Origin of the sequence: Micromonospora sp. CV4 (genome assembly GCF_003667455.1) — a bacterium.
Lineage (GTDB): Bacteria > Actinomycetota > Actinomycetes > Mycobacteriales > Micromonosporaceae > Micromonospora.
The window spans coordinates 1-26,746 of record NZ_RCVI01000227.1; the positions used below are offsets into that span (position 1 = coordinate 1).

Consider the following 26,746-nt stretch of genomic DNA (forward strand, 5'->3'; position numbering starts at 1 on the left):
CCCTGATCGACCGCTCGGCGGCCCGCCCCCACTCCGAGCAGGTCGGCGCCGCCTCGCGCCGGCGCCGGTCACGGCGACCCCTCGCCGTGCTGACCGCGGCCGGCCTCGCCGCGCTGATCGGCCTCGGCGCGCTGCTCGCCCAGGGCCTCAACTCGCCCGACTCTCCCGACCCGGGGCAGGTCGCCAACCCGCCGGCGACCACCGCCCCGGCGCCCGCACCCACCACGCAGTCGCCGACGCCGGCGGCGCCGTCCTCGCCGCCCAGCAGCTCGGCGCCCTCGGCCGTCGGCCAGCAGATGCCGATCAGCCTGCGGGAGGTCAGCGCCGAGTTCGCGGCGGTGCTCGCCCAGGCGCAGGCCCGGGACGACATCGAGCGGAAAACCGCCGAGGACCTGCGCGACGACCTGGCCGACCTGAACCGGCGATCCAAGGACCGCAACAAGCGCATCGACGACCTGCGGGAACGGATCGCGGAGTTGGTGGACCGGGAGCGGCTACCGGCGCGGACCGGTGCCCAACTCGACGCCCTGCTCACCCAGGCCCGGGTTCTCTCCGCCGACCGCAGCGACGACTGACACATCCATCAGCGCCGCTGGCATGATGAGCCGATGCGGACGCGGCTGATCTTCGTACGTCATGGCGAGTCGGTCCACCAGGTGATGGGCACCGTGGGCGGCCCGCACGGTTGCCGAGGCCTGACCGAGCTGGGCCGGGATCAGGCACGCACGTTGGCTCGGCGGCTCGCCAGCGACTGCGCCGCCGACCGACCGGCCGCGGTGTACTCGTCCGTGCTGCGCCGGGCCGTCGAGACAGCGCAGCCGATCGCCGACGCGTTCGGCGTCCGCCCGGTGGCGGACTGCGGGCTGTGCACCTGGCACACGCCGCCGTACGCCGACGGGATGCCGACCATCCGCTTCCAGGCCGACCACGCGGCCGAGGGTGGGGGACTGTTCCGGCCCTTCGAGAACGGCAACGAGAGCTGGGCCGAGCTGGTGACCCGCGTCAGCCGCGCGATCATGGAAATCGCGCACCGGCACCGGGGCGCCACCGTGATCCTGGTCGGACACACCGAGACCGTCGAGAGCGCGTTCCACGCGCTCGCCGCCCAGCCGCTCCATCGGGCGTTCGACATGGACGTGGCCCCGGCCTCGATCACCGAATGGACCACGGGCGACGACGCCGCCCGCTGGCCGCCGGCCCGCTGGACGCTACGTCGCTTCGGCGACGCCAGCTGACGTGCCAGCGGTCGACAGCGCGATCCAGTAGCGCCGCACAGCACCCAGTTCGGTGTCGCGGATGTCCTCAAGGGCGCCGCCGTGACGCTCGATCGTCTTCGCCGAGGCGATGTTGTCCACCTCGCAGGTGACCAGCACCCGATCCAGCCCGAGCGCCCGAGCCTCGCCGAGCATCCGCCCCAGCGCCCAGGTCGCCAGCCCCCGCCCGCGTGCGGACGGACGGATGCCGTAGCCGATGTGGCCGGCGATCCGCAGCAGGTAGTCGTTGAGCGCATGCCGCAGCGCGATCCCGCCGAGCACCCGGTCACCCTCGACGATCCACCGGTACGTGCACCGCACCCGATCGGCGGGCAACGGGTTCGCCGGATCCGACGCCTCCGCAAGCCGGCCCACCCAGGCCGCGAACCCGTCCGGCGAACGCACCTCATCGGACGCCCGCAGCCCGAAGCCGTCCTCGTGCAGGCCGGGACCCCACTCGTCATGCGCCTCCAACCAGGCGGCGTGCCGACGGACGGTGGGCGCGATCAACTCGGGCATGCCGCGACGGTATCGGTTGCGACGCGCACACGGAGCACCCAGATCAGGTGCCGGCGGTCGTAGTCTCACCGGCATGACGACAACGCAGACGCACACCCTCGCCGTACCCGGCGTCGACCTGGTCTACGACGTCCGCGGCCCGCTGCCCCCGAGCGACGGGCACCCCGCGCTGCTCATGATCGGCCAGCCGATGACCGCGGAGGGCTTCAACGCGCTCGCCCCGCACTTCACCGACCGCACGGTCGTCACCTACGACCCGCGCGGCCTCGGCCGCAGCACCCGCACCGACGGCCGGTCCGACCACACCCCGCAGCAGCAGGCAGCCGACCTGCACCTGCTGATCGAGGCACTCGACGCCGGCCCGGTCGACGTGTTCGCCAGCAGCGGCGGTGCGGTGACCGCGCTCGAACTCGTCGCCACCCACCCCGGCGACGTCGTCACGCTGGTGGCGCACGAACCGCCGATCAACGCCGTACTCCCCGACGCCACGGCCGCCGAGCGCGCCCGGGCCGCCTTCTACGACGCGTACCAGGCGAAGGGCACCGGCGCGGGCATGGCCGCGTTCATCGCGATGACGTCCTGGCAGGGCGAGTTCACCGACGCCTACTTCGCCCAACCCGCGCCCGACCCGGCGATGTTCGGCATGTCGACAGAGGACGACGGCACCCGCGACGACCCGCTGCTGTCGAAGAACTCGTGGGCGATCACCGACTACCGCCCCGACGCGGAGCGGCTCACCGCCGCACCGACCCGGATCGTGATCGCGGTCGGCGAGGAGTCGGCGGGGACGTACACCGCCCGTACGGCACTGGGCACCGCCGCCCTGCTCGGCCAGGAGGCCGTGCTGTTCCCCAGCCACCACGGTGGTTTCCTCGGTGGTGAGTTCGGTTACGCGGGCAAGCCCGAGGAGTTCGCGGCGAGGCTGCGCGAGGTGCTGGACGCCGGCTGACCGTGCGGACCGGGCTCAGCCGAAGGAGATGACGGCTCCGCGCTCGTCGAAGACCGCCGTGCCCGCCCAGGCGAGCTCCCAGCGGTTGCCCTCGGGATCGGCGATGTAGGCGGAGCGTCCACCCCAGGCCCGGTCGGTGGGCTCCGCCACCACCGTCGCGCCAGCCGTGACGGCAGCGGCGAAGGCCGCGTCGACCTCCGCGCGGCTGTCGACGTTGCAGGCCAGGGTGACGCCGGACCAGCCGCCGGCCGGATCGGACACGCCGGGCGCCGCCTCGGCCGCCAGGTCCGGCAACGGGTAGAGCGCGAGCAGGACGCCACCCAGCAGGAACGCCGACCAACCGTCGTCACTGGACGGCAGCTCGGGCCAGCCCAACCGGCGGTAGAAGGAGCGCAGCGCGCCGATGTCGCGCGCGGCCAGGGTCACGACGGACAGTCGAGCGGGGAGTGCGGCCATGCGGCCGATCCTGCCCGAGCCGTACGACATGCCCCTGGCCACCGCGAACCGGGACGCTGCCGGCGGGCAGCTGTCAGGTCAGCTCGGCGGCCGGGGCCGGGACGGCCTTCTCCGCCCTACGACTCACGTCTTCCCAGCCGGCCCAGGTGTCCATGCGTCGCCGGGAGATGTCGAAGGCGAGGTCGTAGACCATGCTGCCGAGCAGGAGCCGCAGCGGCGGGTCGTCGCTGTCGACCAGCGTCATCAGCGCCTCGGCGGCCAGCCGCGGCTCGCTGTCGATCGACCCTTCCGCCCACTGCTTCTCCAACTCCGCCCGCAGCGAGTCGTACGCGGGGTTCGGCGTGGTCGCCGTGCTGCTCGTGTAGAGGTCCGTCCAGTAGCCACCCGGCTGGACGATGGTGACCTTGACGCCGAACCCGGCGGCCTCGGCGGCCAGCGCCTCACTCATGCCCTCCAACGCGAACTTGCTCGCGCTGTAGAGGCCGGTGCTGGGGAAGCCGCCAAGCGCGCCGATGCTGGAGATCTGCACGATGTGTCCGCGGCCCTGCGCCCGCATGGCTCGCAGGGCGGCCTGGCTGACCCAGAGCGCGCCGAAGAAGTTGAGGTCCAGTTGGGCGCGGGCCTCGGCTTCGGTGAACTCCTCCACCATGCCGGCGAAGAGCGCGCCGGCGTTGTTCACGACGATGTCGAGCCGGCCGAAGTGCCGCACCGCCTGGTCGACGACGTCGAAGACGGCCGAGCGGTCCGTGACGTCGAGGCGCAGCGCCAGCAGGCGGTCGGGGTGGCGGCCGGCGAGATCGTCGAGCGGCGAGACGTCGCGGGCGACGCCGACGACCCGGTCACCGGCGGCGAGCGCGGCGGCGGTGAAGGCGCGGCCGAGGCCACGGCTCGCCCCGGTGATGAACCAGACGCGGGATGCGGCAGTGCCTGAGGTTTCCATGAGGTTCCTTCCGCCGTGCGAGACGAACCGTCCCGTCTCGTTGCGGGCTGACTCTACCGGTTTCGGTGCGCCTGTCAAGACGGACCGTCTCGTCTCTTCTTTGCTAGATTGGCCGCGTGCCCAAACAGGTCGCCCCCGACTCCAGCCGCCGCAGCCAGACCGCGCGGCGAGCCATCCTCGCCGCCGCCTTCGACCTCGTCGGCACGGTGGGATACGCGAAGCTCAGCATCGAGGGCATCGCCGCCGCTGCCGGCGTCGGAAAACAGACGATCTACCGCTGGTGGCCGTCGAAGGGAGCGCTGCTGTTCGACGCCTTCCTCGCCCTCACCACCGAGGGGGAGGACGGCCAGACCGGCGCCCTGCCCGACACCGGCGACCTGGCGGCCGACCTGAAGCTGGTCCTGCGGGCCACCGTCACCGAGCTGAACGATCCGCGCTACGACCAGCCCATGCGCGCCCTGCACACCGAGATCGTCCACGACCCCGCCCTGGCCGCCGACTACGCGAAGCGGTTGGACGAGCCGATGCGGGAGCTGAAGAAGGCCCGCCTGCGTGCCGCCCAACGCGCGGGGCAGTTGGCCGAGGACATCGACCTCGACGTGGCCGTCGACCTGCTGTTCGGCCCGGTCCTCAACCGGTGGCTCCAACGCACCGGCCCCTTGAACGCTGAGTACGTCGACCAGGTCGTCGACACGGCACTTCGCGGTCTCCGGCCCCGCGAGCGGTAGTCGCGCCGAGCGTCAGCCATCCGATGGCGGCCCAGATTCAGCCGACCGTGACGACGTCGCCCTCCGCCACCCGGCCCGCGCGGACCACCCGTGCGTACGCGCCGACGCACGGCTGCGGGCCCAGGCCGGGCAGCGGCTCGACCCGGTTCAGCCGAGCGGGCACCCGGAGCGCTTCGGTCTCCCGGGGCAGCGAGCCGTGCGCCAGCGTCGGCACCGCGCAGCGTGGCGTCGGGGCGAGCACGGCGAGCACCAGATCCGGGCCGATCCGCAGGTCGCGGCCAACCCAGTCGTTCTCGGCGAAGGCGTCCCCGACCGTGTCGAGCACCAGGTTGGGCCGGTACCGCTGCACCGTTCCCGCGCCGGGCGGCAGGTCCGCGGCGATCCGGTCCAGCGTCGCGGTGGTGACCAGGTGGATCGGAGCGAAGTCGAAGAAGGTGCCGGGCGCCGCCGAGCCGAGCCGGCTCGCATCCGCCGGGACCTCGTCCGCCAGCCCGGCGGCCAGCACCGCGTCCGGGTGCGACCGCAGCAGCGTGGCATCGGCCGGTACGGCGTCGACCAGCGTCACCGGGCGACCCGCCGCAGCGGAGAGCACCCCGTCGACGTCCGGATCCGACATCGACAGGCGCCGTCCGTCGGCCAGGGTGATCCGCACCGGCTCGGGTGCCGCTCCGGACGCTCGCATGGTGAGCAGCGTGCGCCACCGGTGGGGTTGCTTCGCGCTGGCCACCCGACCGGTTGCCCTGTCCACCAGGGCCAGCGCGCGGTCACCCACCACGCCGGTCTCGCCCACCTCGGCGGCGGGCAGTCGCTCGCCCAGCAGCGACTTCACCGGATAGCGCCGCAGTCGCACCAGCCGTCCGGAGGTCATTCCGCCACCCTAACCCTGCGGATCGTCGGCTTGATCAGCCGTAGGCGCTGCGCTCGCAGGCGATGGCCAGCCCCAACCGCCACCCGTCCACGTCGAGCACGGCCGGCGCCTCGCCCGGCCGGAACCGGCGGGCCTCCGCGTCGCCCAGCCACATCTTCCGGTACGCCACCGTCACTCCGGCACCGGTCACGGCCAGCATCGCAATGTGGTCACCGGCGACGGGCGCGCCGGCCAGCGCCAGCGCGCCCGTCTCGGCGCACGCCTCGACCATCGGCCCCAACCGGGGGTCGTCGACCGGCACGACCGGGGCGTCCAGCTCGTACCCGGTCAGTGACAGCTCCGGAAAAAGCACCACCCGGTCACGCGCCGCGCGGACCGCGACGGCGTGTGCCCGCGCGTTCGCCGCGACGTCCCGCGGTACGCACAACGGCTGCGCCACCACGAGCCGCAGCGGGGTGCGGTTTTCCGCACCCTCGCCGCTGTGGTCGACCCGCGCACCCGGGCGGTCCACCTCATGGTCGACTCTCAGGATCACTTCGTAGCGTGTGGGCATGATTCGAACGTCCCACGCCGTGCTCGCCACCGGAACTCCCATCGCTGCGGCCGAACCGCCCCAGGACGGACTCGTCGGCTACGTCAGTGACCTGGTGGAACGACTGGGTGGGCCCGGGGCCGGCCTGGCGGTGGCGCTGGAGAACCTGTTCCCGCCGATCCCCAGCGAGGTGATCCTGCCGCTGGCCGGGTTCGTCGCCGCGCAGGGCCGGATCAGCCTGATCAGTGCCATCTTCTGGACCACCCTGGGCTCGGTGCTCGGCGCGCTGGCCCTCTATCTGATCGGCGCGTCGCTGGGCCGGGACCGGATGCGCGCCATCGCGGCCCGACTGCCGCTGGTGAAGCTCAGCGACGTGGACCGGACCGAGGCGTGGTTCCTCCGGCACGGCGTGAAGGCCGTCTTCTTCGGCCGGATGATCCCGATCTTCCGGAGCCTGATCTCCATCCCGGCCGGGGTGGAGCGGATGCCGGTGAGCACCTTCCTGCTCTACACCACGCTGGGCAGCCTGATCTGGAACACCACCTTCGTGCTCGCCGGCTATCTGCTCGGCGACAACTGGCACCTCGTCGAGGGGTACGTCGGGGTGCTCCAGAACGTGGTGATCGTGGCCTGCGTGGCGGCCGTCGCCTGGTTCGTCGGGTCCCGCGTGCTGCGGGCCCGCCGCGCCGCGCGGAACCCCGAGCCGGCCGACCTCGACGACCTGGACCAGCGCGGCGCGGGGCACGGCGTACCCGATCCGGGTGGTCGCGGCACCCTCTACCGTGGCGGCTCGTGGGCCTCGGACGAGCGCTGAGCCGGCAGCCGGGCGGACCCGGCGTGGACGGGCGTCAGGTGGTGGTGGGGGAGCGTCGGCCCGGCCGGCGGTGGGACGGTCTCCGGCTGCCGGTCGGCGTCGCCGCCGGGACCGCCACCGCCGCCGTCGAACTGGCCTTCCTGGCCGTCGCGGCGGTCGCGCTCGGCGCGTCCGCGCTCGCGCCCGCGACCCGCCGGCGGGTCACCGTCCTGATGAGACGGTACGCCGCGCAGCTGGTACGCGTGGAGAGCCGCCGGTTGTCCGGGCTGCTCGCCTCGGGTGGACTGCCCGCGCCGGAAAGCGCGTCGACCCGGCGGCAGATCGGCTACCTGGCGGCCCGGCTGCTGCCCGGCGTGCTCGGCCTCTTGGCGTACGCGGTGCTGGGCGTCGGTGTGGTGCTCGCCGGGATCGTGCTGCGCGCGGCGGTACGCGGCGAGCTGACCCTCCTCGACGCGGTGGCCCAGGTCGCCGTCGGCGCGGTGCTGCTGCTGCTCAACGTCCAGGCCTTCGCCACTGTCGCCGCGCTCGACGTCCGGTTGGCCCGGCGGCTGCTCAGCCCGGGCAGTCGGGCGGAGCTGGCCCAGCGGGTCCGCGAGCTGACCACCAGCCGGGCCGGGGTCATCGCCGCGGTCGACGCCGAACGGCAGCGCATCGAACGCGACCTGCACGACGGCCTCCAACAGCGGCTGGTCGCCCTCGGCATGCTCCTCGGCCGGGCCCGACGAGCCCGCGACGCCGACCGCACCGCCGCCCTGCTCGCCCAGGCACATGAGGACGTGCAACGGGCCGTCGAGGAGCTGCGCGAGGTGGCGTGGCGGGTCTACCCGTCGGCGCTGGACGGCAGCGACCTGGGCGAGGTGCTCGCCATGGTCGCCCACCGCTCCGAGGTGCCGGTGCGGATCCGCTGCGACCTGCCGGTCCGCCCGGAGCGGCAGGTCGAGACGGTGCTGTACTTCGTGGCCTGCGAAGCGCTCACCAACGCCGCGAAACACGCCGCCGCTACGCTCGTCACGGTCGAGATCGGGGTACGGGAGGGGTGGGTCCGGATGCGCGTGCACGACGACGGCGTGGGTGGCGCGGACCCCAACGGCCGAGGCCTGTCGGGCCTGGCCCGACGGGTCGCCGCACTGGACGGCCACCTACGGGTGACCAGCCCGGCCGGCGGCCCGACCACCGTGTCGGCGGAACTGCCATGCGGCTAGTCCTCGCCGAAGACTCGACGCTGCTCCGGGAGGGTCTGGCACGGCTGCTCGCCGAGGAGGACCACGAGGTGGTCGCGGCGGTCGGTACCGCCGACGAACTGGTCGATGCGGTCGAGCGGTCCCGACCGGACGTGGTCGTCACCGACGTCCGGATGCCGCCCACGCACACCGACGACGGGCTGCGCGCCGCGCTGGAGATCCGTCGGCGCTGGCCCACCACGGCCGTCCTGGTGCTCTCCCAGTACGTCGAGCGACGGTACGCCGGCCGGCTGCTCGCGGACCGCCCCGAGGGGGTCGGCTACCTGCTCAAGGACCGGGTGGCCCAGGTCGACGACTTCCTCGACGCACTGGACCGCGTCGCCGCCGGAGGCACCGCGCTCGATCCGGAGGTGGTCCGTCAGGTGGTGGCCGGCTCCGACCGGCCGGATCCGTTCGGTCGGCTGACCCCGCGCGAACGGGACGTCCTGCACGAGATGGCCCAGGGGCACACGAACGCCGCCATCGCCCAGCGGTTGCACGTGTCGCAGAGCGCGGTGGAGAAGCACGTCAACGCCATCTTCGACAAGCTCGACCTCGCCCACGTAGCCGGCTACAGCCGCCGGATCCTCGCCGTGCTGCGCTACCTGGGCACCTGACCTGCCGTCCACTGATCCGGTCCAATTGATCACCGGCGTCGGCGATGTCGGAGTCTCCGGCTGTGTGTCCGGCTTCCGCCGACGTGCCGTGGGTTCCGGCGGGAGCTGGGGGTGCGGCGCCATGAGCTCGGCGGGAGCCGGTGGGTGCCGCGCGCTGCGGGTCCTCACAGAGATGGTGGGTGCGACGGCCAATGATCCGGCGAAGCCGGTGGGTGCGACGTGCTCCGGTCCCGGCGGGGCGCCGGTGGGCACGTCGGCCGCCTCGGGGGGCGGTCGTTGTCTTCGGCGCTATACCTGTGAGTCATAAATATGCCTCGGAGGTATCACCCTGATCGCGAACTTTGGCCCCGAACCCGCCCTGACGATTGATCGACTCGGTATCGGCGATGTCGCGGTGTCCGGGCGCTGCGGATGCCCTGATGTCGGGGATACGGAGTTGACCAACCCCGGGGAGCAGCCGGTTCGGCGACGGGACGGTGGTGTGGTGTCGCCGAGTGTCCGGTCTGGGGTGGTCTGGCCTGTGGCCGGGTGCACCCGTGGGCTGGAATCGTGGCGGGCCCAGGGTCGTTACACACCCTGACGATCGCAGGACCACGGCGCGCACCCCCGGGACTCCCGGGTTTGGAATGCCGGCCAGGCCGCGGTCGTTGCAGACCCCCTGAACGACCGCAGCAGCACCCGCTTGCACGGGGTGCCGATGGATGGGCCGACCGCGGAATGACCCCGGCCCGGCGGTCGTTACACATGGACCCGGCGCCACGAGCCCCCGCTTGTCGGCCGCTGGACCCCGGCGCCACGAGCCCCGCCCGTAGGTCGCCGACCTTCAAGACTTTTCCCCCGTGTATGAGAGCGCCGGACGAGGTGCTTGCACCCCGCGTGCCGTTCCCCCGAACAAGGCGCGTGAGGTGTCTACCCCCCGAAGGAGCAACCCTCATGAACACGATCATTCGTAAGAGCATGCTGTCCGTTGCTGGTCTCGCCTTCGCCGGTGGTGTGTTCGCCGGTCCGATCGCCGCGCACGCCGCCCCCGCCACCGACGGCAAGCCGGTCGCGGTCGCGGTGCAGACGGTCAAGGCGCAGGGCCCGCAGTCGCACATCGACCTCAACGACGAGCAGACCGCCAACGTCAAGGCGATCATCGCCGCCACGAAGAAGGCCGGCCTGCCCGAGCGGGCCGCAGTGATCTCGATCGCCACGAGCCTGCAGGAGTCGAAGCTGGAGAACCTGGGCCACCTCGGCGACATGAACGACCACGACTCGCTGGGCCTGTTCCAGCAGCGCCCGTCCAGTGGTTGGGGTACGCCGGAGCAGATCACCGACCCCGAGTACTCCACCACCGCGTTCCTCAAGGGCCTCAAGCAGGTCGACGGCTGGCAGGACATGGCGCTGACCGACGCCGCGCAGACCGTGCAGGTCTCCGCCTACCCCGACGCCTACGCCCAGTGGGAGCAGCAGGCCACCGACCTGGTCACCCAGCACTGGAACAGCTGACCCACCGCACCACCGCACAACCCGACCGACCGCTGGCCGGCACCCCGCACACGGGGTGCCGGCCAGCGGCATGTCCCGCGGCCGAATCTTGGACAGTTACCGTCACGCCAGAACGGAAACTGTCCAAGATCTCACGACGTCGTGGGGGTGCAGGGGTCGGGAACAACGTCAGGCTGCTGCTGGTTGTGGACAGTGTCGGTGTGACTCAGTGTCCCCGGGCCTCACCTAATATTGCCTTCGCGGAACACCGTTCGGCTGGAGCCGCGTCGCGCCACTCGCCGAGAGGCGACCTGCACACCGACACCAGCGCCGCCCCCGGCCCACCAGCCGGGGGCGGCGCTGTCTTTCCCACCGACGGAATCGTGGACCGCGGATGGGGCGCACGCGGACGGCCCCCGCCCGCCCGGAGGGCGGTGGCGGGGGCCGTCGACGGATCGGTTGGTCAGGTGGCGTTGATCGTGCCGGTCAGCAGCAGGGCGAGGACCAGGGTGCCCAGCGCGACCCGGTACAGCACGAAGACGTACAGGGTGTGGTGGGCGACGTAGCGCAGCAGCCAGGCGATGGCGGCGTACCCGATGCCGAAGGCGATCAAGGTGGCCACGACCATCTGGGCGACGGTGGGTGCGGACGTGCCCGGGGCGGACGGCTCGAAGACGTCCCCGAGGCTGAACACGCCGGACATGACCACCGCCGGGATGGCCAGCAGGAACGAGTACCGTGCCGCCGCCTCCCGGGTCAGGTTGAGCAGCAGACCGGCGGTGAGCGTGCCCCCGGAGCGGGACACCCCGGGGATCAGCGCCATGGCCTGGGCGAAGCCCATCACCACGCCGTCCTTCATCCGGAAGTTCTCCAGGGTGCGGGTCTGCCGCCCCCAGTACTCGGCGAACGCCAGCACGAACGCGAACACGATCAGTGTGGTCGCCACGACCCACAGGTTGCGCCCGGCCGTCTTGATCTGGTCCTTGAACACGAACCCGAACAGCCCGATCGGGATCGAGCCGACGATGACGTACCAGCCCATCCGGTAGTCGAGGCTGGAGCGCACCGACTTGTCCCTGATGCCGACGAGCCAGGTCCGGGTGATCCGCCAGATGTCCTTGGCGAAGTAGATCAGCACGGCCGCCTCGGTGCCGAGCTGGGTGACCGCGGTGAACGACGCGCCGGCGTCGCGGTCGAAGAAGATCGCCGAGGTGATCCGTAGATGCCCCGACGAGCTGACCGGAAGGAACTCGGTCAGTCCCTGGACGATGCCCAGGACGATGGCCTCGACCCAGGTCACTCGCCGACTCCCGAAAGGTCGAGCGCCTCGGCGACGGTACGGAGGGTCTGCACGCCGCTGTCCCGGTCGGCCACGAACAGGGTCACCGACAGCGTGGTGACGCCGGCAGCGGCGTACTCCCGCATCCGCTCGGCGATGCGTTCCTTCGGGCCGAGCAGTGAGGTGCGGTCGATGAACTCCATCGGCACCGCGGCGGCCGCGTCGCGCTGCCGCTTGGCCAGGTAGAGGTCCTGGACCTCGCGGGCGGCGTCGCCGTAACCCATCCGGGTGGCGAGCTGGTTGTAGAAGTTCTGCTGCCGGCTGCCCATCCCGCCGACGTAGAGCGCGGCGTACCAGCGCACCAGCTCGGCGCAGGAGGCAACGTCGTCGCCGACCACCACCGGCACCGAGGGCACCACGTCGAAGCCGGCCAGTTCCTTGCCGACCTTGGCCCGCCCGGCGCTGACCGAGGCGAGCTGCTCGTCGGCGAACTCCGGGGCGTAGAACACCGCCAGCCAGCCGTCGGCGATCTCGCCGGCCAGCTCCAGGTTCTTCGGGCCGACCGCGGCCAGGTAGATCGGGATGTGCTCGCGAGGTGGGTGGAAGCCCAACCGCAGCGCCTTGCCGGGGCCGTCCGGCAGCGGCAGGGTGTAGTGCTCGCCGTCGTACGCCACCTCCTTGCGGGCGATGGCCAGCTTGACGATGTCCACGAACTCGCGGGTCCGGGCCAGGGGCTTGGCGAAGCGCACCCCGTGCCAGCCCTCGGAGACCTGCGGGCCGGAGACGCCCAGGCCGAGCCGGAACCGGCCGCCGGAGAGCGCGTCGATGGTGGCGGCGGTCATCGCCGTTGCCGCCGGCGTACGCGCCGGGATCTGCATCACCGCGGCGCCCACGTCGATCCGTTCGGTCTGGCCGGCCATCCAGGCGAGCATGCTGGGCGAGTCAGAGCCGTAGGCCTCCGCCGCCCACACCACCGAATAGCCGAGCCGGTCCGCTTCCTGGGCCAACGCCAGGTGATCCGCTGGTGTGCTCCACGCTGTCTGGTATCCGAGGCTGAGCCCGAGTCGCACTGGTCCTCCCCCATCCGTGGCACAGGTCGCACCAGGTTACGCAATGCCGATTACGGCCTCGATCACCGGCTCGCCCCCTATGATCCCCCGTCCGTCCCGGTACCCGTGACCGGCGGAACCGGCAGAACCGGCAGAGATGACGGGAGCGAGGATATCGGTGGCGGCAGGTTCGAAATAAGGTTCACCCATGCAACAGCGACCGCTCGGCCGAAGCGGGCTGGCGGTTTCCCGGCTCGCGCTCGGCACCATGACGTGGGGCCGGGACACCGACGCCGACGATGCGGCCGCCCAGCTGAAGAGTTACCTGGACGCGGGCGGCAACCTGATCGACACCGCCGACGTGTACGGCGACGGGGACGCCGAGTCCGTGATCGGCTCGCTGCTGGGCAGCCTCGTACCCCGTGACGATCTGCTGATCGCCACGAAGGCGGGGTTGCGCCCGGGCAGCGGCCGGCGCCGCGACGGCTCCCGCGGGCACCTGCTGCGCACCCTGGACGCGTCCCTGCGCCGGCTCGGCACCGACCACGTGGACCTGTTCCAGGTGCACGGGTACGACCCGGACACCCCGCTGGAGGAGACCCTGGCCGCGCTGGACCACGCGGTGGCCAGCGGCAAGGTCCGCTATGTCGGGGTGTCGAACTTCTCCGGCTGGCAGACCGCGCGGGCCGCCGCCTGGCAGACCGCCTGGCCGGGCCGGGCGCCGGTGGTCGCCGCCCAGGTGGAGTACTCGCTGCTGGAGCGGGGCGTGGAGCGGGAGGTGCTGCCCGCGTGCGACGCGCTCGGCCTCGGGGTGCTGCCGTGGTCACCGCTGGGCCGGGGTGTGCTCACGGGCAAGTACCGGCACGGCCGTCCGGCGGACTCCCGGGCCGCCTCGCCGCACTTCGAACGGTTCGTCGCGACGTACCTGGAGCCGCGTTGCTCCAGCATCGTGGAGGCGGTGGCGACCGCGGCCGGCGGGCTGGGCGTGTCGCCGCTGGAGGTGGCGCTGGCCTGGATCCGGGACCGGCCGGGGGTGACCGCGCCGATCCTCGGCGCCCGCACGGTCGGGCAGCTGCTCGGTGCGCTCCAGGTCGAGCGGATCACGCTGCCCGAGGAGATCACCACCGCGCTGGACGACGTCTCGGCGGTGCCGGTGGGCTACCCGGAGCGCGACGGCTGACCCGCCGGCCCGTTCACATTGTCGGGCGTTGGCCGGGGAGCTCGCGGATCGCGGTCAGGAAGCGGGACTGGTCGTCGCGGGTCGCCGGGTTGACGATCCGGATCCACGAGCCGTCGTCGAAGAAGATGGTGGACGGGAACTGCATCAGACCGGCCACGCCCCCCTCGGAGTCGACGCGGGCCACCCGGGTGCGCTCCACGCTCCACAGCAGCCGCGGCTGGCGCCGGTCGGGCCGGTCGGCGTCGGGGCGGGACCCCATCCGCAGCAGGTGGAGGTGGGTGTCGCTCACCGCCAGCGGTGTGCCCGTGTAGCGCTCCAGGAACAGCAGCATGCTGCCGGCGAGGGTGGCGAGGTCACCGCTGAAGACGTACCGGCGCCGGTAGGCGATCTCGGCGAGCTGATCGGCCAGGGGGCGGTACCGGCTGAGCCGGAACAGCGCCCGGAACGCCTCCTGCTCCTCGGTCAACGGGATCGGCTCCCGTTGCGGCGCCTGGTGTGGCGGGCCGGGCTCCGGCTCGACCGCCGGCAGGCCGACGGCGACGGCGGCGGCCTTGCCGGGCAGCAGCAGCACACCCGCGGCCAGCCGCACCGGCGTCATGACCGCGTCCACCCAGACCACCGGGTTGACGATGTTGAGCAGCCCGAACAGCGCTCGCGGGTCCAGCGCCTCGGCCATCTCGCCGGCCACCCGGTCGGTGAGCTGCCGGCCGGCCTTGTGCGTCTCCGGGGTACGGACCGGGGCGAGCCCCACGTAGCGGAGCTCCTGCCCCGGCAGGAGTGGCGCGACGAGGGCGCGCTCGGGCTCGTCGCTGGTCCGGAACTCGTCCCGCAGCTCGCGGGCCTTGTCACGGGCGGCGCGCGCGCCGCCGAGCACCGCGTCGGTGAACCGACCCAGCCGACCCCGCTCCCCTGACGTCACGCTCCACCTCCTCGGCCGGGCTAACGGCCCGCGGGTTGATCTGCGGGCGGCTGCCCGAAGACATTCTGGTCGATCCAGTCGGCGCCGCCCTGCACCGCCTGGTCGATCTGGTCGCCGACCTGGTCGCTGCCCGGGATGGAGAGGCCGGAGGTGAGCGCCACGGACCCCCAGGTGACGCCGTGCACGATCGAGTTCGGCACGTTCCACGGCAGGTTGGTCGCCCAGTCCCGGGCGATCACCCGGGCGCCGTCGGCGACGCCGTGGGCGCGCAGCGCGGCGGCCCGGTCGAGGGCTCCCATGTCGAACGGCGAACCCGACTTGCCCAGCTTGTAGGTGCCCTTCGTGGGGTCGAGGAACTTGTGGTGCCACTTGTCGGCCTTGCCGGCGGCGCGGCGCTTGTCGGCGTACTTCTGGCCGGTGCGCAGCTTCTTCTGCATGTCGACCAGCTTGTCGAGGTGGTTGCGCAGCTTGCGCAGGTACAGCATGACCCGCTGGAGCAGGCGGATGACCTTCTGCAGGTGCGCCGCCAGCGGCCTGATGACCTTCAGCATCCGGGTGACGACGATCAGGCCGCGGGTCACGGCCACGCCCACGCCGGCCGCCCAGGACGCACCGGCGGTGAACGGCGCCATCAGCAGCGCCGTCACCAGCGTCACGAGGAGGAAGTTCACGAACTCGACGCAGACGTCGACGAGCACGTCGTGCACGGTCTGCAGGCCGTCGGCGACACTGCGCAGGTACTCCGCGGTCGCGGCGAACTGTTCGGCGACACCGAGCAGTTGATCTTCGACCTCGGCCAGCCGCTGGCCGTACGCCGTCCCGGCGGGCGAGCTCCACCCGGCCTGGGCGGCCTCGCGGGCGCCGCGGTGCCCCTGGGCCAGGTCGCGCACCTGCCCGGCCAGCGCGTCCCACTCGGCGGCCTTCGCGCGCAGCGCGGCGGGCTCGCCGTCGACCAGGTCGACGAGCTGGATGAGCGGCCAGGCCAGCGTCCGGCAGACGCTGTCGACCGCGGCCTCCACTCCGGAGAGCGCGTTGTCGAGGCCGTTCCACAGCTGGACGGCGCTGCCGGCGGGCCCGCTCATCCGGGCATCCCCGCCTGGATGGCCTTGAACCCGCCGTCGAGTTCCTGCTCGTTGCGCTCGTACGCCTCGACGGTGTCGGCCAGCGCGTCGGCGACCCGGCCGAACGCGGCGTTGGCGGCGCCGAACAGCTCCGCGCCACCGGCGACCTGCTCGGCGTACTTGGCGCGGAGCATGTCGCTGGCGAACGGCAGATGACCGAACGCGTCCGACGGCACGTCACCGGCCGAGATGATCTGACCCTCCAGTGCGGCGAGTGAACTCGCGACCTGCTTGGCGGCCGTCTCCAGTCGACGGACCGCCTGCACGTCGACATCGATGTCCGGCGGCATGCCGTTCCTCCCCCATGTGTCGAGCGCACCGACGATACGATTCCCCGGCCACCGGGCACCACCCCGGTCGCATGGTCCACGGGGGAGGGAACTCATCTCATGACTGATCCGATGTCCGCGTTCGACGGGCTCGCCGGACGGATCGCCGACATCGAACGCCGGTTCGCGGGGCTCCGCGACGACCTGGCCGAGTTGTCCGGCACCGCGACCGACGAGAGCGGCCTGGTGTCGGCGACGGTCGACGCCACCGGTGTGCTGACCGGCCTCACCCTCGCGCCCGCCGCCCTGCGCGCCGGCACCGAGGGTGTGGCGGAGCTGGTGCTCGACGCGTACCGGCGGGCCCGCACGGCGGCCAGCGAGCACGTCGAGAGGCACACCGAGGGCCTGGACGTCACGCTGGGCGCGGGTCTGACCGACCTGTTCGGCAAGCCCGGCGACTTCTCGGCGCTGGGCCGGTTGGAGGAGACCGTCGCCCGGCTCGGGCGGCTGGACGACCGCCTGCCGGGCCCGCCGGCATGACCTCGGCAACCTGGCCGGACATCGTCGCGCGGCTGCGGGACACGATCGCCCGATGCGACCGCGACACCGACCTGGAGCTCTCCGCCGGTTCGCGCGCGATCCGGCTGCTGGTGCGCCGCGAGGTGGTGGGGGCGATCTGCCCGGGCCACGACGAGGCACGCCTGGCCGCGCTCGGCTGGCACCGCCCGACCGGCGACACGGGCTGGTGGTACGAGGTGCCGCGCACTCCGGAGCAGGTGGAGCGGCTCAGCGTGTTCGTGACCCGCACCGCCGCCGAGGTGCTGACCGACCGGCCGGGCGCGCTCTCCTGCCGGGCCGTGGCACCGGCCACCCGTGCGGTACCGGCGCCGCGGTCGGCCGGGCCGGCCGAGCGGCCGGCTGGTGGGGCGGCGGAGCCGGCGCATGGCGGGGCTTCGGAGCCGGCGCCTGGCGGGGAGGCCGAGCCCTCGGTGGTGGCGCTGCTCGCCGCGGCCGCCGACCGGCGTGACCTGCCCGGTTACCTCGGAGTGCTGGCAGGTGCCACGGTGTGCGTTCCGCTCGCCGGGGAACCGGCGGCGGACGCCGACTTCCCGTGGACGGTGGTCGGGGATGCGACCGGCGCGTCGCTGCTGCCGGTCTTCACCTCCCCCCGGGCCCTCGCCGCGTTCGCGGGTGACGACGTGCCGTTCGTCGCGCTGCCCTGCGCCGAACTGTTCGAGGACTGGCCCGACCCGTCGTGGGGGCTGGCGGTCGACCCGGGCCAGGCCCGCGGGGTCACCCTGGCCGCGCCGGCGCTGGCGGCCCTGCTCACGGCCAACGTCCCGACGGGTTGACGGCCCGTTCGGCCGGGACCACGCGGGTCGCTGCCTGCTCGTGCGGCCGGGACCAGGCGGGTCGCTGCCCGATTGTGCGGCCGGGGCCACGCCGGTCGCTGGCTGCTCGTGCGGCCGGGACCACGCGGGTCGGCCCTGGGCGGCACGAACCACCCACGGCAGCGGCGTTGGTCACCCCGGAGGGGGTGGCGAATGGCCGCTGGGCTGGGCAGCATGGATGGCATGGACTACGAATACGCGCCGCTGCGGCTGCCGCCGAACGTCGACCGGTTGACCGCCGCGGCGCAGTTGGCGATCCAGGCGGAGTTCTCCGGATGGGAGTTGGCCCGGGTGCGGCTGTTCCGGGACGGCACGCGGCAGGTGATGCTGCGTCGGCGACGGGCCAACCAGCCGCAGCCGGGCCTGTCGTACTGACACCCGGTCGGGCCGGGGCGGTGTGACGGCCCGGGGCCCGGCCGTGACCGGTCGGGCCCCGGGCGTCGTACGGCCTAGTGCTGGTGCCCGGCGTGGTCGTGGTCGTCGTCGAGCTCCAGGAACGGGTGCTCGTCGAGGCGGCCGACGAGCCGGTCGTCGACCGCCGGCTGGAACGGGCCGACCGCGTCGTCGTCGTCGAAAGACTCCAGGTCGACCGGGGTGCCCACCTCGCTGACCATGACCACCCCGTCGAGGGGCTCCAGCTCGGGGACGTCCAGCGCGCCGAGCGAGCCGTCGCCGCTCTGCAGCAGCTCCAGCACCGCCTCGCCGACACCCTCCACCGGCGCCGGCTCGTCGTCCTCCGGGGTGCCCTCGCGGCGGGCCACCTCGGCCACGCGCAGCAGCGCGGAGACGCTCGGCACCCGGTAGTCGCGGCGCTGGCGCACCGAGATCACCCTGGGGTGGGGGTCGCTGGCCTCGCCGCCCTCGGCGCCGCCGAAGCGCTCGTCGGCCTCGTCCGGGTCGATCGAGTCGACGTCCCACGGCGTCACCTCGCCGAAGGCGTCGAGCAGCCGCTCGTCGTACGCGTAGGACGCGTTGTTCAAAGCCACGTACGCCTGCCAGACGTCGTCGTCGTCGACGCGGCCCTGCGCGGCACGTACGGCGGCCAGGTGGTGGCGGGCCGCTTCGATCACCCGCTCGAGAGCGGCGTCCAGCTCACCGTGCTGGTCGGTCATGTGGGGCAGTCCCTTCACGATGGGGATCCGAGCCGGGTGCAGCTGTCGGACCCGGCTAGCAGGTGCGGAGGAACCGGTCGAGAACCCGCACGCCGAACTGTAGTCCGTCGACCGGAACGCGCTCGTCGATGCCGTGGAACAAGGCGGAGAAGTTCAGGTCGGCGGGCAGCCGCAGCGGGGCGAACCCGAAGCAGCGGATGCCGAGCTGCGAGAACTTCTTGGCGTCGGTGCCGCCGGAGAGCATGTACGGGACCGGCCGCGCGCCCGGGTCCTCGGCGCGCAGCGCCGCCGACATGGCGTCGACCAGGTCGCCGTCGAAGGTGGTCTCCAGGGCCGGCTGCCGCTGGATGTACTCGATCGCGATGTCCGGGCCGACCAGCTCGCGCAGCTGCCGCTCCAGCAACTCGGACTGGCCGGGCAGGCTGCGGCAGTCGATGGTGGCGGTGGCCCGGCCGGGGATGACGTTGTCCTTGTAGCCGGCGCTCAACCGGGTCGGGTTGGCGGTGTTGCGGATGGTCGCGCCGATGATGTTGGCGATGGGTCCGAGCTTGGCGATGGCCGTCTCCGGGTCCTCCGGGTCCAGTTCGACGCCGAGCAGGTCGGAGACCTCCTCCAGGAAGGCCCGCACGGTGTCGGTGACCACCACCGGGAAGCGGTGCCGGCCGACCCGGGCCACCGCCTCGGCGAGCGCGGTGACGGCGTTGTCGTCGTGCATCATCGAGCCGTGCCCGGGGCGGCCCTTGGCGTGCAGCCGCAGCCAGTCCAGGCCCTTCTCGGCGGTCTCGATCAGGTAGAGCCGCTGGTTGTCGTTGACCGAGTAGGAGAAGCCGCCGACCTCACCGATCGCCTCGGTGCAGCCGTCGAAGAGCTCCCGGTGCCGGTCGACCAGGAAGTGCGCGCCGTAGTCGCCGCCCGCCTCCTCGTCGGCGGTGTACGCCAGCACGATGTCGCGCGGGGGCCGTACGCCGGTGCGCTGCCAGTGCCGCACCACGGCGAGCACCATGGCGTCGAAGTCCTTCATGTCGATCGCGCCGCGGCCCCACAGGTAGCCGTCGCGCACCTCGCCGGAGAACGGGTGCACCGACCACTCGTCGGCGTCGGCGGGCACCACGTCCAGGTGGCCGTGCACCAGCAGCGCGCCCCGGCTCGGGTCGGCGCCGGGGATGCGGGCCACCACGTTCGCGCGGCCGGGCGCCGACTCGTGCAGCACGGACTCCAGGCCCACCTCGGCGAGCTTCTCCGCCACGTACTCGGCCGCGCGGCGCTCACCGACGCTGGTGTCGTTGTCCCCCGTGTTGGTGGTGTCGATACGCAGCAGGTCGCGGCAGAGGTCCAGGACCTCGGCGGTGGGTTCCGGTCGGGCGGGTGCGGCGTCGCTCGTCATCGCCTCTTCATACCAGCCCGGGCCGGCCGGCGGGCCGGCGCACCGGGCGCGACAGGCCGGGCATTCAGGTCGGCGGATCCGGGTGGCGGTTTCGCCGGGCGCGCCGCCGGGTACCGCCGCCCACGACCGCACATCCCCTGCCGGAGCTTCCGCCCGCCAGTCGAGGAGGGCACCATGTCCGCCGTTTCCCTGCCGCCGCTGCCGCCCACCCCCGAGGAGGGCTACCGGCCCGGCGGACGCAGCATCGCCGACATCGTGGACCGGGAGCACCAGCAGCTACTGACGCTGCTGGACCAGTTGACCGGTCCGGACGCCGCGCCGCAGGAGGGGCTCGCGGTGCTCACGGCCGCCTTGTCGCGGCACCTCTCCGCGGAGGAGCAGTACCTGCTGCCGGCGGTGCGCGCCGCGCTGCCGGACGCGGCCGAGCGTGTGGACGCCGAGATCAACGCCGACGCGGCGCTGCTGGCCACCCTCAAGGCGCTGAGCGACGAGACGCTGACCGAGGTCGTCGAGCGGGTTCGCCGGCACGTGGACGGCGTCGGCGCGCTCATCGCCGAGCTGCGCGCGGTGGCCACCGAGGAGGAGCTGATCCGGCTGGGCAACCGGCTGGAGATCGCCGAGGAGGCGGCCCCGACCCGACCGCACCCGGGCACCCCGGCCACCCCGCCGTGGAACCGGATCGTCGAGCCGGCGGTGGGCGTGGTGGACAAGGTCCGCGACGTGGTGACCCGCCGGCCGACGTACCTGGCGGACCTGCCGGAGCCACCGCGCGACTGACGAGCGGCGACACCCACCGGTGCATTCAACCTCACCTATCCGTCCGGACCCTTCCGCCGGCCCCGGCGTAGTCCTACCGTCACGGTATGAACCTGGAGCTGCGACACCTGCGGGTGGTCTGCGCGATCGCGGAGACGGGGAGCGTGACCAAGGCGGCGTCGGCGCTCGGCCTGGCCCAGCCGGCGCTCACCGCCCAGCTCCAGCGGATCGAGCGGACACTGGGCGGGCCGCTGTTCGACCGGGACCGCCGCGGCGCGCGCCCCACCGCGCTCGGTGAGCTGGTGCTGGCCCGGGCCCGGGTGCTGCTGCCGGCCATGAAGGGCCTGCAGGACGAGGCGGCCCGGCTGGCCGGCGCCGGCGTGGCGCCCCGCTGGTACCGGTTCGGCGGGGTGAACAGCCCGATCCTGGGGCGGTTGGTGCACCGGCTGGCCGCCGAGCAGCCGCCCGCGCAGATCACCACGTACGCGTCCTGGTCGGTGGACGAGTTGGCGCAGCTGGTGGCCGGTGGCCGGTTGGATTTCGCGCTCACCGGCGTGTGCGGTGACGCCGTCCCGTCGGCCGAGTTCGGGCTGAGCTGGCGGGAGGTGTCCGTCGACCCGGTGCTGGTGCTGCTGCCCGAGACGCACCCCCTCGCGGGGCGCGACGAGGTGCGGCTGGTCGACCTGCGCCACGAGCAGTGGGTGGCCGCGCCGGGCGACGGCTGCTTCGGCGACTGCTTCGCCGCCGCCTGCGCCCGCGCCGGTTTCACCCCCCGCAAGGTGTACGAGACCGACGTGCGGGGCTGTGTCGACCTGGTGGACGCCGGCGAGGCGGTGGCCCTGTGCCAGGCGACGTTCCGCCCGGTGGCCGGGCTGGTCACCCGACGGCTCGCCGGGATACCGCTGCGCTGGCGGCTGCTGCTGGGTTGGCACCCGGACTCCCCCGCCGCCCAGGGGGCGGAGCTGGTGCTGGAGACGGCCAAGGCCGCGTACACCGATTCACTTGCCCCGCATCCCGGCTACCTGGCGTGGCTGCTGCGCAATCCCGGGTTCGGCGTCCGGCAGCCCTCCGGGGTCTGATCCACCGCCGGCGGGGTATCTGGCGGACATGACCGACCTCTACCCGCCCACCGGCGACCGGGAACTGCTCCGCCAGGCGGCCGCCGCACACACCGCCGCCATCCGCGAGACGGAGGCGTTCCTGCGCCGGCTGCCGGACGTGCCCGACCCGGCCGACGTCGCCGAGTACGCCAACCTGCTCAGCCGCGAGGAACGGACCCGCGGCGAGCGGGACGCCGCCGCCGACGCGGTCGGGCTGACCATCGGCAGCCTGGAGCCCGATCAGGCCTGACCGGGCTCGACGTGACGGTGCCGCCCCTGCCCGGGACGGCACCGTCGAGCGTGCGTCGCTCAGCGTTCGACGAGGGGGTCGTGGCCCAGGTCGAGCAGCGAGTGCCGCCACTCGTCGTCGGCGTTGCCGCGCGGCGGCTTGGCGTCCATCAGCTCGCGGATCCGGTCGACCGCGTCCCGCATCACCTCGATGTCCTCCGGGGTGAGGTCGACCTTGCGCTTGTTCAGCACCTTGAGGATCTCCCGGCCCGGCTGGGGCAGGTCGAGGGTCGGGTTGGACCCGAACGACTCCTCCCCGGAGCCCCGGGTCAGCAGCCAGGTGCGCAGTTGCTCCGACGGGACGTTGACCTCCGCGTGGAAGTCCTCCCAGAGCACCTCCACCTCGGGATCGATCCGAGTAACGCGTGCCATCAGGTCTCCTCTCCGGGCGGCGACCCGGACGTCTCCGGGCCGTCCTCGTCGGTCTTCGGATGCAGGCCCTCCGGCGGCACCCGGGTCCTCCTGGGATTCGCGGTGGGCGGCGCCAGGATCGGGTCGGGATGGTCGTCCTCGTCCCGGGATTCCGCGGACTCCGCGCGCTCCCGCGGTTCCTCTGGTTCCGGTCGTCGCGCGGCCCCGCTCATCGCGGGTGCGTCGTCGTGGCAGCGGTGTACCCCCGCTCGCCCGCGGTCACGTCGAAGGTGAGCGAGCCCTCGCGGGCGTCCACGGTGACCTTCTGCCCGGGCGAGATCGCCGACTCCAGCAGCATTCGGGACAGGTGGTTGTCCACCTCCCGCTGGATCACCCGGCGCAGCGGACGGGCGCCGAACTCGGGCTGGTAGCCGTGCTCGGCGAGCCAGTCGATGCCCGCGGCGGTGAACTCCACCTGGATGTCCTGGGCGTGCAAACGGCGGCGGGTCTCCTCCAGCAGCAGCCCGGTGATCTGACGCAGCTGCTCCGCCTCCAGCCGACGGAAGATGATCACCTCGTCGATCCGGTTGAGGAACTCCGGGCGGAAGTTCTCCTGCAGGCGGCGCATCAGCCGCTCGCGCAGCTCGTCGTTCTCCTGCTCGCTGCCCGGCGCGCCGGTGCCGAAGCCCACGGCGCGCTGCGCGCCGGTGATCAGCTCGGAGCCCAGGTTGCTCGTCATGATCAGTACGGTGTTCTTGAAGTTCACCGTGCGGCCCTGGCTGTCGGTCAGCCGACCGTCGTCGAGCACCTGGAGCAGGATGTTGAACACGTCCGGATGGGCCTTCTCGATCTCGTCGAGCAGCACCACCGCGTACGGGCGACGGCGCACCGCCTCGGTGAGCTGGCCGGCCTCCTCGTAGCCGACGTACCCGGGCGGGGCGCCGACCAGCCGGCTGACCGTGTGCCGTTCCTGGAACTCGCTCATGTCCACCCGGACCATCCGGTCCGCCTCGCCGAACAACGCCTCGGCCAGGGCGCGGGCCAGCTCGGTCTTGCCGACGCCGGTGGGGCCGAGGAACAGGAAGCTGCCCATCGGCCGCTCCGGGTCGGCCAGCCCGGCACGGGAGCGGCGGACCGCCTCGGCGACCGCGGTGACCGCGTCGTCCTGCCCGACCACCTTCTGGTGCAGGTGACCCTCCAGGCGCAGCAGCCGGTCCCGTTCCTCCTCGGTGAGTTGGCTGACCGGGATGCCGGTGGCGCGGGAGACCACCTCGGCGATCTCCTGCGGCCCCACCTCCGGCACCTGCGAGGAGGAGCCGTCGTCGCCGTTCGCGCGGCGCACCTGCTCCTCCAGCTCGGAGATCCGGTCGCGCAACGTGGAGGCCCGCTCGTACTGCTCGTCGGCGACGGCCTGTTCCTTGTCCCGTCGTACGTCGTCGAGCTGCTGCTCCAGCTCCCGCACGTCGGAGGCGGGGGTGCGGGTACGCAGCCGGACCCGGGCGCCGGCCTGGTCGATGAGGTCGATGGCCTTGTCCGGCAGGAACCGGTCGGTGACGTACCGGTCGGACAGCTCGGCGGCGGCGACCAGCGCCTCGTCGGTGAACCGCACCTGGTGGTGGGCCTCGTACCGGTCGCGCAGCCCGCGCAGGATGGCGATGGTGTCGTCGACGCTCGGCTCGGGCACCAGCACCGGCTGGAAGCGCCGGGCCAGCGCGGCGTCCTTCTCGATGCTCTTGCGGTATTCGTCGAGCGTCGTCGCGCCGATCACCCGCAGCTCGCCGCGGGCCAGCGCCGGCTTGAGCATGTTGGACGCGTCCATGCCACCCTCGCTGCCGGCGCCGCCGGCCCCGACCAGGGTGTGGATCTCGTCCATGAAGATGATCAGCTCGTCGCGGTGGGCCCGGATCTCGTCGATGACCTTCTTCAGCCGCTCCTCGAAGTCACCCCGGTAGCGGGTGCCGGCGACCAGACCGGCCAGGTCGAGCTGCACCACCCGCTTGCCGAGCAGGGTCTGCGGCACGTCGCCGTCGCAGATCCGCTCGGCGAGGCCCTCGACGATGGCGGTCTTGCCGACGCCGGCCTCGCCGATCAGGACCGGGTTGTTCTTGGTACGCCGGGACAGGATCTCCACGGCCTGCTCGATCTCGTCGGCGCGCCCGATCACCGGGTCGATCTGGTCGGCGCGGGCCAGGTCGGTGAGGTCCTGCCCGTACTGGTCCAGGGTGGGGGTGCCCCGGTCCGGCTTCGGCCCGGTCATCGGCCCTCGCTCGGCGTTGGCGGCCTGCAACGACTCCGGCTGGATCCGGCCGGCGGCCAGCATCCGCCCGGCCGGCGACTCCGGGTTGAGCGGCAGCGCCATCAGGATGTGCTCGGGGCCGATGTAGTTGGCACCCATCGCCCGGGACAGCTGGTGGGCGTCGAGCAGCGCCCGCTTGGCCGCCGGGGTCAGCGACAGGTTGGGTGGCACCTCGCCGCGTGGCGCGCCGTCGCCCCGCCCGCCGAGCGCGTTGAGCAGGGTGTCCGGGTCGGCGCCGGCCCGGCGTACCAGGTCGCGCAGGGGTTCGCGTTGCAGTGCCGCCCAGAGGAGGTGGTCGGTGTCCAGGTCGCTGCTCTGCCGCTGCGCGGCGCGGCGGGCCGCGTCGGCCAGCATCTCCCGCGCGTCGGCCGTCATCAGCCGGGTGATGTCGACCCGGTGCGCAGGTCGGCGTCCTCCCTCACCCCGGCCGAAGTACCGGGCCAGGAATTCGTCCCACGGGTCGGAGCCGAGGTCGCCGGGTCCCATCATGTCTGTCCTCCGCAGTTGGGTGCGGCACGGTCGCCAGGGGCTACCCGACGCCCGTGCCGACAAACGCCGCACGTGGTGGCGCACCGGCGTCGCGGGAGTGGCGTCCGGCCGGCGCCCGCGGGTGGTGGCAGGCTGACGGAATGGATGAGACCCCGTTGCTGATCGTGGACGGCGCCAACGTGGTGGGCTCCCGCCCGAACGGGTGGTGGCGGGACCGGGCCGGCGCCGCCGCCCGGCTGCGTGACGCGCTGACGCCGGTGGCCTCCTCCGGCCTGCCGGAGCGGCTCGCCGCCCCCGTGGAGGTGGTGCTGGTGGTCGAGGGGGCCGCGCGGGGCGTCCCCGGCACCGAGGCTGTCCGGGTGGTGTCGGCCGCCGGCTCGGGCGACGACACCGTGGTCGACCTGGTCGAGGGCGCTCCCCGGCGCCGCAGGCTGGTGGTCACCGCCGACCGGGAGCTGCGTGAGCGGGTCACCGCCCTGGGCGCCGAGGTGTACGGGCCACGCTGGCTCCGCGACACCCCCGCGGGCACCTGAGAAGCTCTCGCACTGGGACTCCCACAGAACGGACTCCCGGCACTTCCGGGCCGGAACAGGACACCCGGGCAGCAACACCGACAGGGCGGATGTTCTCCGGCGGTCGCCGATAGGCTCTAATAAAGACCTCCCCGCCCCCAGGAGGTTCCGCCGTGGCGAGCGTCGCCGAGCTGAAGGCTGCCATCGATGTCGCCCTCCAACAGATCGGGGACGGGCAGACAGCCGTGCAGGCGGCCGGCGAGAAGCTGGCCGAGGCGCAGCAGACCCTGGCCGGCGCGCTGGAGGGCAGCGGGCACGAGACGGTGGAGGCGGCCCAGGCGTCGCTGACCCAGGCCAGCCAGGAGCTGGAGGAGTGTCTCGCCGCGACACTGGTCGCGGTGGAGCAGGCGCAGCTCTACGTCGCCACGCTGTAGGCGACCATGTCCATCATCGAGGACGTCGGTGGGCAGGTCCGTGCCGCCAGTGAGGAGTTTCCGGTGGCCCTGCTCGGGCAGGCGCTGGAGAAGTTCGGCCTGGCCGCGGAGCGGCTGCGCTGGGTACGGCAGGAGTCGGCCAACCCGATGGGCGTGCCCGAGCTGTCCGCCGCCACCGAGCATGCCGAGACCGCCGGTTACGCGCTGCGGGTGGCGCAGGAGCAGCTGTCGGCGTACCTGGCCGCGATCGGGCTGGCCGCGGACGGCGCGCTGCCGCCCCGCCCGCAGCAGCGCGAGCCCCGGCACGACGCGCCGCCGGCGGGCGGGCCCGCCACCGTGGCTCCGGAGCCGGCCGAGCAGGTCCGGCTGCGCCGCTGGTGGTCGGTGCGGGTCACGGAGCTGACCGGCGGACGTGAGGGCGGCGCCGACGAGCCCGACGAGCGGCTGGAC

General features: G+C 73.0%; 30 protein-coding genes and 3 pseudogenes. 18 read left to right on the forward strand and 15 right to left on the reverse strand.

What is annotated here, in order from left to right; genetic code table 11:
• Both EAD98_RS30910 and EAD98_RS10320 read left to right on the forward strand, forming a co-directional pair.
• A pseudogene (locus tag EAD98_RS30910) lies at positions 1-575 on the forward strand (serine/threonine protein kinase); the annotation flags it as partial.
• 33 nt (positions 576-608) lie between these two features.
• Complete coding sequence (locus EAD98_RS10320) at positions 609-1,235, forward strand: histidine phosphatase family protein (protein WP_121653838.1); 627 nt, start codon at positions 609-611, stop codon at positions 1,233-1,235.
• Here the strand turns inward: EAD98_RS10320 and EAD98_RS10325 are convergent.
• The gene (locus tag EAD98_RS10325) at positions 1,209-1,772 is read right to left on the reverse strand and encodes a GNAT family N-acetyltransferase (RefSeq protein ID WP_121653839.1); all 564 of its coding nucleotides are present in this window, start codon (positions 1,770-1,772) and stop codon (positions 1,209-1,211) included. The two genes, EAD98_RS10320 and EAD98_RS10325, sit on opposite strands and share 27 nt — an antisense overlap.
• 73 nt (positions 1,773-1,845) lie before the next feature.
• Between EAD98_RS10325 and EAD98_RS10330 the strand changes: the two genes are divergently transcribed.
• A complete protein-coding gene (locus EAD98_RS10330; RefSeq protein ID WP_121653840.1) occupies positions 1,846-2,721 on the forward strand; it encodes an alpha/beta fold hydrolase in 876 nt (291 codons plus the stop codon).
• Between the two features lie 15 nt (positions 2,722-2,736).
• Here EAD98_RS10330 and EAD98_RS10335 read toward each other — a convergent pair whose 3' ends face one another.
• Together EAD98_RS10335 and EAD98_RS10340 are read right to left on the reverse strand one after the other, a co-directional pair.
• Entirely contained in the window at positions 2,737-3,177 is a 441-nt protein-coding gene (locus tag EAD98_RS10335; protein WP_121653841.1) for a VOC family protein, read from the reverse strand.
• Positions 3,178-3,250: 73 nt separating this feature from the next.
• Positions 3,251-4,117: an SDR family oxidoreductase gene (locus tag EAD98_RS10340; RefSeq protein WP_121653842.1), complete on the reverse strand. Its 867-nt coding sequence runs from the start codon at positions 4,115-4,117 to the stop codon at positions 3,251-3,253.
• Between the two features lie 116 nt (positions 4,118-4,233).
• Between EAD98_RS10340 and EAD98_RS10345 the strand changes: the two genes are divergently transcribed.
• A complete protein-coding gene (locus EAD98_RS10345) occupies positions 4,234-4,845 on the forward strand; it encodes a TetR/AcrR family transcriptional regulator (RefSeq protein ID WP_121653843.1) in 612 nt (203 codons plus the stop codon).
• Between the two features lie 37 nt (positions 4,846-4,882).
• Here EAD98_RS10345 and EAD98_RS10350 read toward each other — a convergent pair whose 3' ends face one another.
• Together EAD98_RS10350 and EAD98_RS10355 are read right to left on the reverse strand one after the other, a co-directional pair.
• On the reverse strand, positions 4,883-5,713 hold the full coding sequence (locus tag EAD98_RS10350; RefSeq protein WP_121653844.1) for an MOSC domain-containing protein: 831 nt from the start codon (positions 5,711-5,713) through the stop codon (positions 4,883-4,885).
• A 61-nt stretch (positions 5,714-5,774) separates the two neighbouring features.
• Positions 5,775-6,164: pseudogene (locus EAD98_RS10355) on the reverse strand (carbon-nitrogen hydrolase family protein); the annotation flags it as partial.
• A gap of 100 nt (positions 6,165-6,264) precedes the next feature.
• Between EAD98_RS10355 and EAD98_RS10360 the strand changes: the two are divergent.
• The 4 genes from EAD98_RS10360 to EAD98_RS10375 all read left to right on the forward strand — a co-directional run bounded on the left by EAD98_RS10360 (position 6,265) and on the right by EAD98_RS10375 (position 10,387).
• Positions 6,265-7,059 carry a DedA family protein gene (locus EAD98_RS10360; RefSeq protein WP_121653864.1) on the forward strand — a complete coding sequence of 265 codons (795 nt, stop codon included), beginning with the start codon at positions 6,265-6,267 and terminating at the stop codon, positions 7,057-7,059.
• On the forward strand, positions 7,038-8,261 hold the full coding sequence (locus tag EAD98_RS10365) for a sensor histidine kinase (protein ID WP_233583788.1): 1,224 nt from the start codon (positions 7,038-7,040) through the stop codon (positions 8,259-8,261). The genes EAD98_RS10360 and EAD98_RS10365 overlap by 22 nt, the downstream gene beginning before the upstream one ends.
• The gene (locus EAD98_RS10370; RefSeq protein ID WP_121653845.1) at positions 8,252-8,896 is read left to right on the forward strand and encodes a response regulator transcription factor; all 645 of its coding nucleotides are present in this window, start codon (positions 8,252-8,254) and stop codon (positions 8,894-8,896) included. Before EAD98_RS10365 ends, EAD98_RS10370 begins: the two co-directional genes overlap by 10 nt.
• Positions 8,897-9,829: 933 nt before the next feature.
• Positions 9,830-10,387, forward strand: coding sequence for a hypothetical protein (locus EAD98_RS10375; RefSeq protein ID WP_121653846.1), 558 nt, complete (start codon positions 9,830-9,832; stop codon positions 10,385-10,387).
• Positions 10,388-10,829: 442 nt separating this feature from the next.
• Here the strand turns inward: EAD98_RS10375 and EAD98_RS10380 are convergent, their stop codons facing one another.
• Together EAD98_RS10380 and EAD98_RS10385 are read right to left on the reverse strand one after the other, a co-directional pair.
• Positions 10,830-11,666, reverse strand: a complete 837-nt coding sequence (locus EAD98_RS10380) for an undecaprenyl-diphosphate phosphatase (RefSeq protein ID WP_121653847.1) — start codon at positions 11,664-11,666, stop codon at positions 10,830-10,832.
• The gene (locus tag EAD98_RS10385) at positions 11,663-12,715 is read right to left on the reverse strand and encodes an LLM class F420-dependent oxidoreductase (RefSeq protein ID WP_089021139.1); all 1,053 of its coding nucleotides are present in this window, start codon (positions 12,713-12,715) and stop codon (positions 11,663-11,665) included. Before EAD98_RS10385 ends, EAD98_RS10380 begins: the two co-directional genes overlap by 4 nt.
• Before the next feature lie 187 nt (positions 12,716-12,902).
• Here EAD98_RS10385 and EAD98_RS10390 point away from each other — a divergent pair, with 187 nt between their 5' ends.
• The gene (locus EAD98_RS10390) at positions 12,903-13,874 is read left to right on the forward strand and encodes an aldo/keto reductase (protein ID WP_121653848.1); all 972 of its coding nucleotides are present in this window, start codon (positions 12,903-12,905) and stop codon (positions 13,872-13,874) included.
• A 13-nt stretch (positions 13,875-13,887) separates the two neighbouring features.
• Here the strand turns inward: EAD98_RS10390 and EAD98_RS10395 are convergent, their stop codons facing one another.
• The 3 genes from EAD98_RS10395 to EAD98_RS10405 are packed head-to-tail and all read right to left on the reverse strand — an operon-like array spanning position 13,888 to position 16,204.
• Positions 13,888-14,793: a hypothetical protein gene (locus EAD98_RS10395; protein WP_121653849.1), complete on the reverse strand. Its 906-nt coding sequence runs from the start codon at positions 14,791-14,793 to the stop codon at positions 13,888-13,890.
• A gap of 20 nt (positions 14,794-14,813) precedes the next feature.
• A complete protein-coding gene (locus tag EAD98_RS10400; protein WP_121653850.1) occupies positions 14,814-15,875 on the reverse strand; it encodes a WXG100 family type VII secretion target in 1,062 nt (353 codons plus the stop codon).
• Entirely contained in the window at positions 15,872-16,204 is a 333-nt protein-coding gene (locus tag EAD98_RS10405; RefSeq protein WP_121653851.1) for a hypothetical protein, read from the reverse strand. The genes EAD98_RS10400 and EAD98_RS10405 overlap by 4 nt, the downstream gene beginning before the upstream one ends.
• A 99-nt stretch (positions 16,205-16,303) precedes the next feature.
• On the opposite strand from EAD98_RS10405, the gene EAD98_RS10410 reads away from it, so the two are divergent.
• The 3 genes from EAD98_RS10410 (at position 16,304) to EAD98_RS10420 (ending at position 17,949) form a co-directional block, all read left to right on the forward strand.
• The gene (locus EAD98_RS10410; protein WP_121653852.1) at positions 16,304-16,723 is read left to right on the forward strand and encodes a YbaB/EbfC family nucleoid-associated protein; all 420 of its coding nucleotides are present in this window, start codon (positions 16,304-16,306) and stop codon (positions 16,721-16,723) included.
• Entirely contained in the window at positions 16,720-17,535 is an 816-nt protein-coding gene (locus EAD98_RS10415; RefSeq protein WP_121653853.1) for an SseB family protein, read from the forward strand. Before EAD98_RS10410 ends, EAD98_RS10415 begins: the two co-directional genes overlap by 4 nt.
• Before the next feature lie 222 nt (positions 17,536-17,757).
• Positions 17,758-17,949, forward strand: coding sequence for a DUF5703 family protein (locus EAD98_RS10420; RefSeq protein WP_121653854.1), 192 nt, complete (start codon positions 17,758-17,760; stop codon positions 17,947-17,949).
• A 74-nt stretch (positions 17,950-18,023) separates the two neighbouring features.
• On the opposite strand, the gene EAD98_RS10425 is transcribed toward EAD98_RS10420, so the two are convergent.
• Both EAD98_RS10425 and EAD98_RS10430 read right to left on the reverse strand, forming a co-directional pair.
• The gene (locus EAD98_RS10425; RefSeq protein ID WP_121653855.1) at positions 18,024-18,686 is read right to left on the reverse strand and encodes a hypothetical protein; all 663 of its coding nucleotides are present in this window, start codon (positions 18,684-18,686) and stop codon (positions 18,024-18,026) included.
• 55 nt (positions 18,687-18,741) lie between these two features.
• Positions 18,742-20,070 carry a M20/M25/M40 family metallo-hydrolase gene (locus tag EAD98_RS10430; RefSeq protein ID WP_121653856.1) on the reverse strand — a complete coding sequence of 443 codons (1,329 nt, stop codon included), beginning with the start codon at positions 20,068-20,070 and terminating at the stop codon, positions 18,742-18,744.
• Between the two features lie 174 nt (positions 20,071-20,244).
• Here EAD98_RS10430 and EAD98_RS10435 point away from each other — a divergent pair, with 174 nt between their 5' ends.
• The 3 genes from EAD98_RS10435 (at position 20,245) to EAD98_RS10445 (ending at position 22,176) form a co-directional block, all read left to right on the forward strand.
• Positions 20,245-20,847: a hemerythrin domain-containing protein gene (locus EAD98_RS10435; protein WP_121653857.1), complete on the forward strand. Its 603-nt coding sequence runs from the start codon at positions 20,245-20,247 to the stop codon at positions 20,845-20,847.
• An 86-nt stretch (positions 20,848-20,933) separates the two neighbouring features.
• Positions 20,934-21,905 carry a LysR family transcriptional regulator gene (locus EAD98_RS10440; protein ID WP_121653858.1) on the forward strand — a complete coding sequence of 324 codons (972 nt, stop codon included), beginning with the start codon at positions 20,934-20,936 and terminating at the stop codon, positions 21,903-21,905.
• A 28-nt stretch (positions 21,906-21,933) separates the two neighbouring features.
• A complete protein-coding gene (locus EAD98_RS10445; protein WP_121653859.1) occupies positions 21,934-22,176 on the forward strand; it encodes a hypothetical protein in 243 nt (80 codons plus the stop codon).
• A 59-nt stretch (positions 22,177-22,235) separates the two neighbouring features.
• Here EAD98_RS10445 and EAD98_RS10450 read toward each other — a convergent pair whose 3' ends face one another.
• From EAD98_RS10450 to EAD98_RS10460, 3 genes are read right to left on the reverse strand one after another with little or no spacing between them, the layout of a single operon-like run.
• A complete protein-coding gene (locus EAD98_RS10450; protein WP_121653860.1) occupies positions 22,236-22,586 on the reverse strand; it encodes a DUF3140 domain-containing protein in 351 nt (116 codons plus the stop codon).
• On the reverse strand, positions 22,586-22,798 hold the full coding sequence (locus tag EAD98_RS30915) for a hypothetical protein (protein ID WP_121653861.1): 213 nt from the start codon (positions 22,796-22,798) through the stop codon (positions 22,586-22,588). Before EAD98_RS30915 ends, EAD98_RS10450 begins: the two co-directional genes overlap by 1 nt.
• Positions 22,795-25,350 (reverse strand): ATP-dependent Clp protease ATP-binding subunit, encoded by a 2,556-nt coding sequence (locus tag EAD98_RS10460; protein ID WP_121653862.1) that lies wholly within the window; start codon positions 25,348-25,350, stop codon positions 22,795-22,797. Before EAD98_RS10460 ends, EAD98_RS30915 begins: the two co-directional genes overlap by 4 nt.
• A gap of 140 nt (positions 25,351-25,490) precedes the next feature.
• Here EAD98_RS10460 and EAD98_RS10465 point away from each other — a divergent pair, with 140 nt between their 5' ends.
• The 3 genes and pseudogenes from EAD98_RS10465 to EAD98_RS10475 all read left to right on the forward strand — a co-directional run.
• Positions 25,491-25,883, forward strand: a complete 393-nt coding sequence (locus tag EAD98_RS10465; protein ID WP_121653863.1) for a hypothetical protein — start codon at positions 25,491-25,493, stop codon at positions 25,881-25,883.
• A gap of 152 nt (positions 25,884-26,035) precedes the next feature.
• Positions 26,036-26,296, forward strand: a complete 261-nt coding sequence (locus EAD98_RS10470; protein ID WP_030504016.1) for a hypothetical protein — start codon at positions 26,036-26,038, stop codon at positions 26,294-26,296.
• 6 nt (positions 26,297-26,302) lie between these two features.
• Positions 26,303-26,746, forward strand: a pseudogene (locus EAD98_RS10475) (hypothetical protein); the annotation flags it as partial.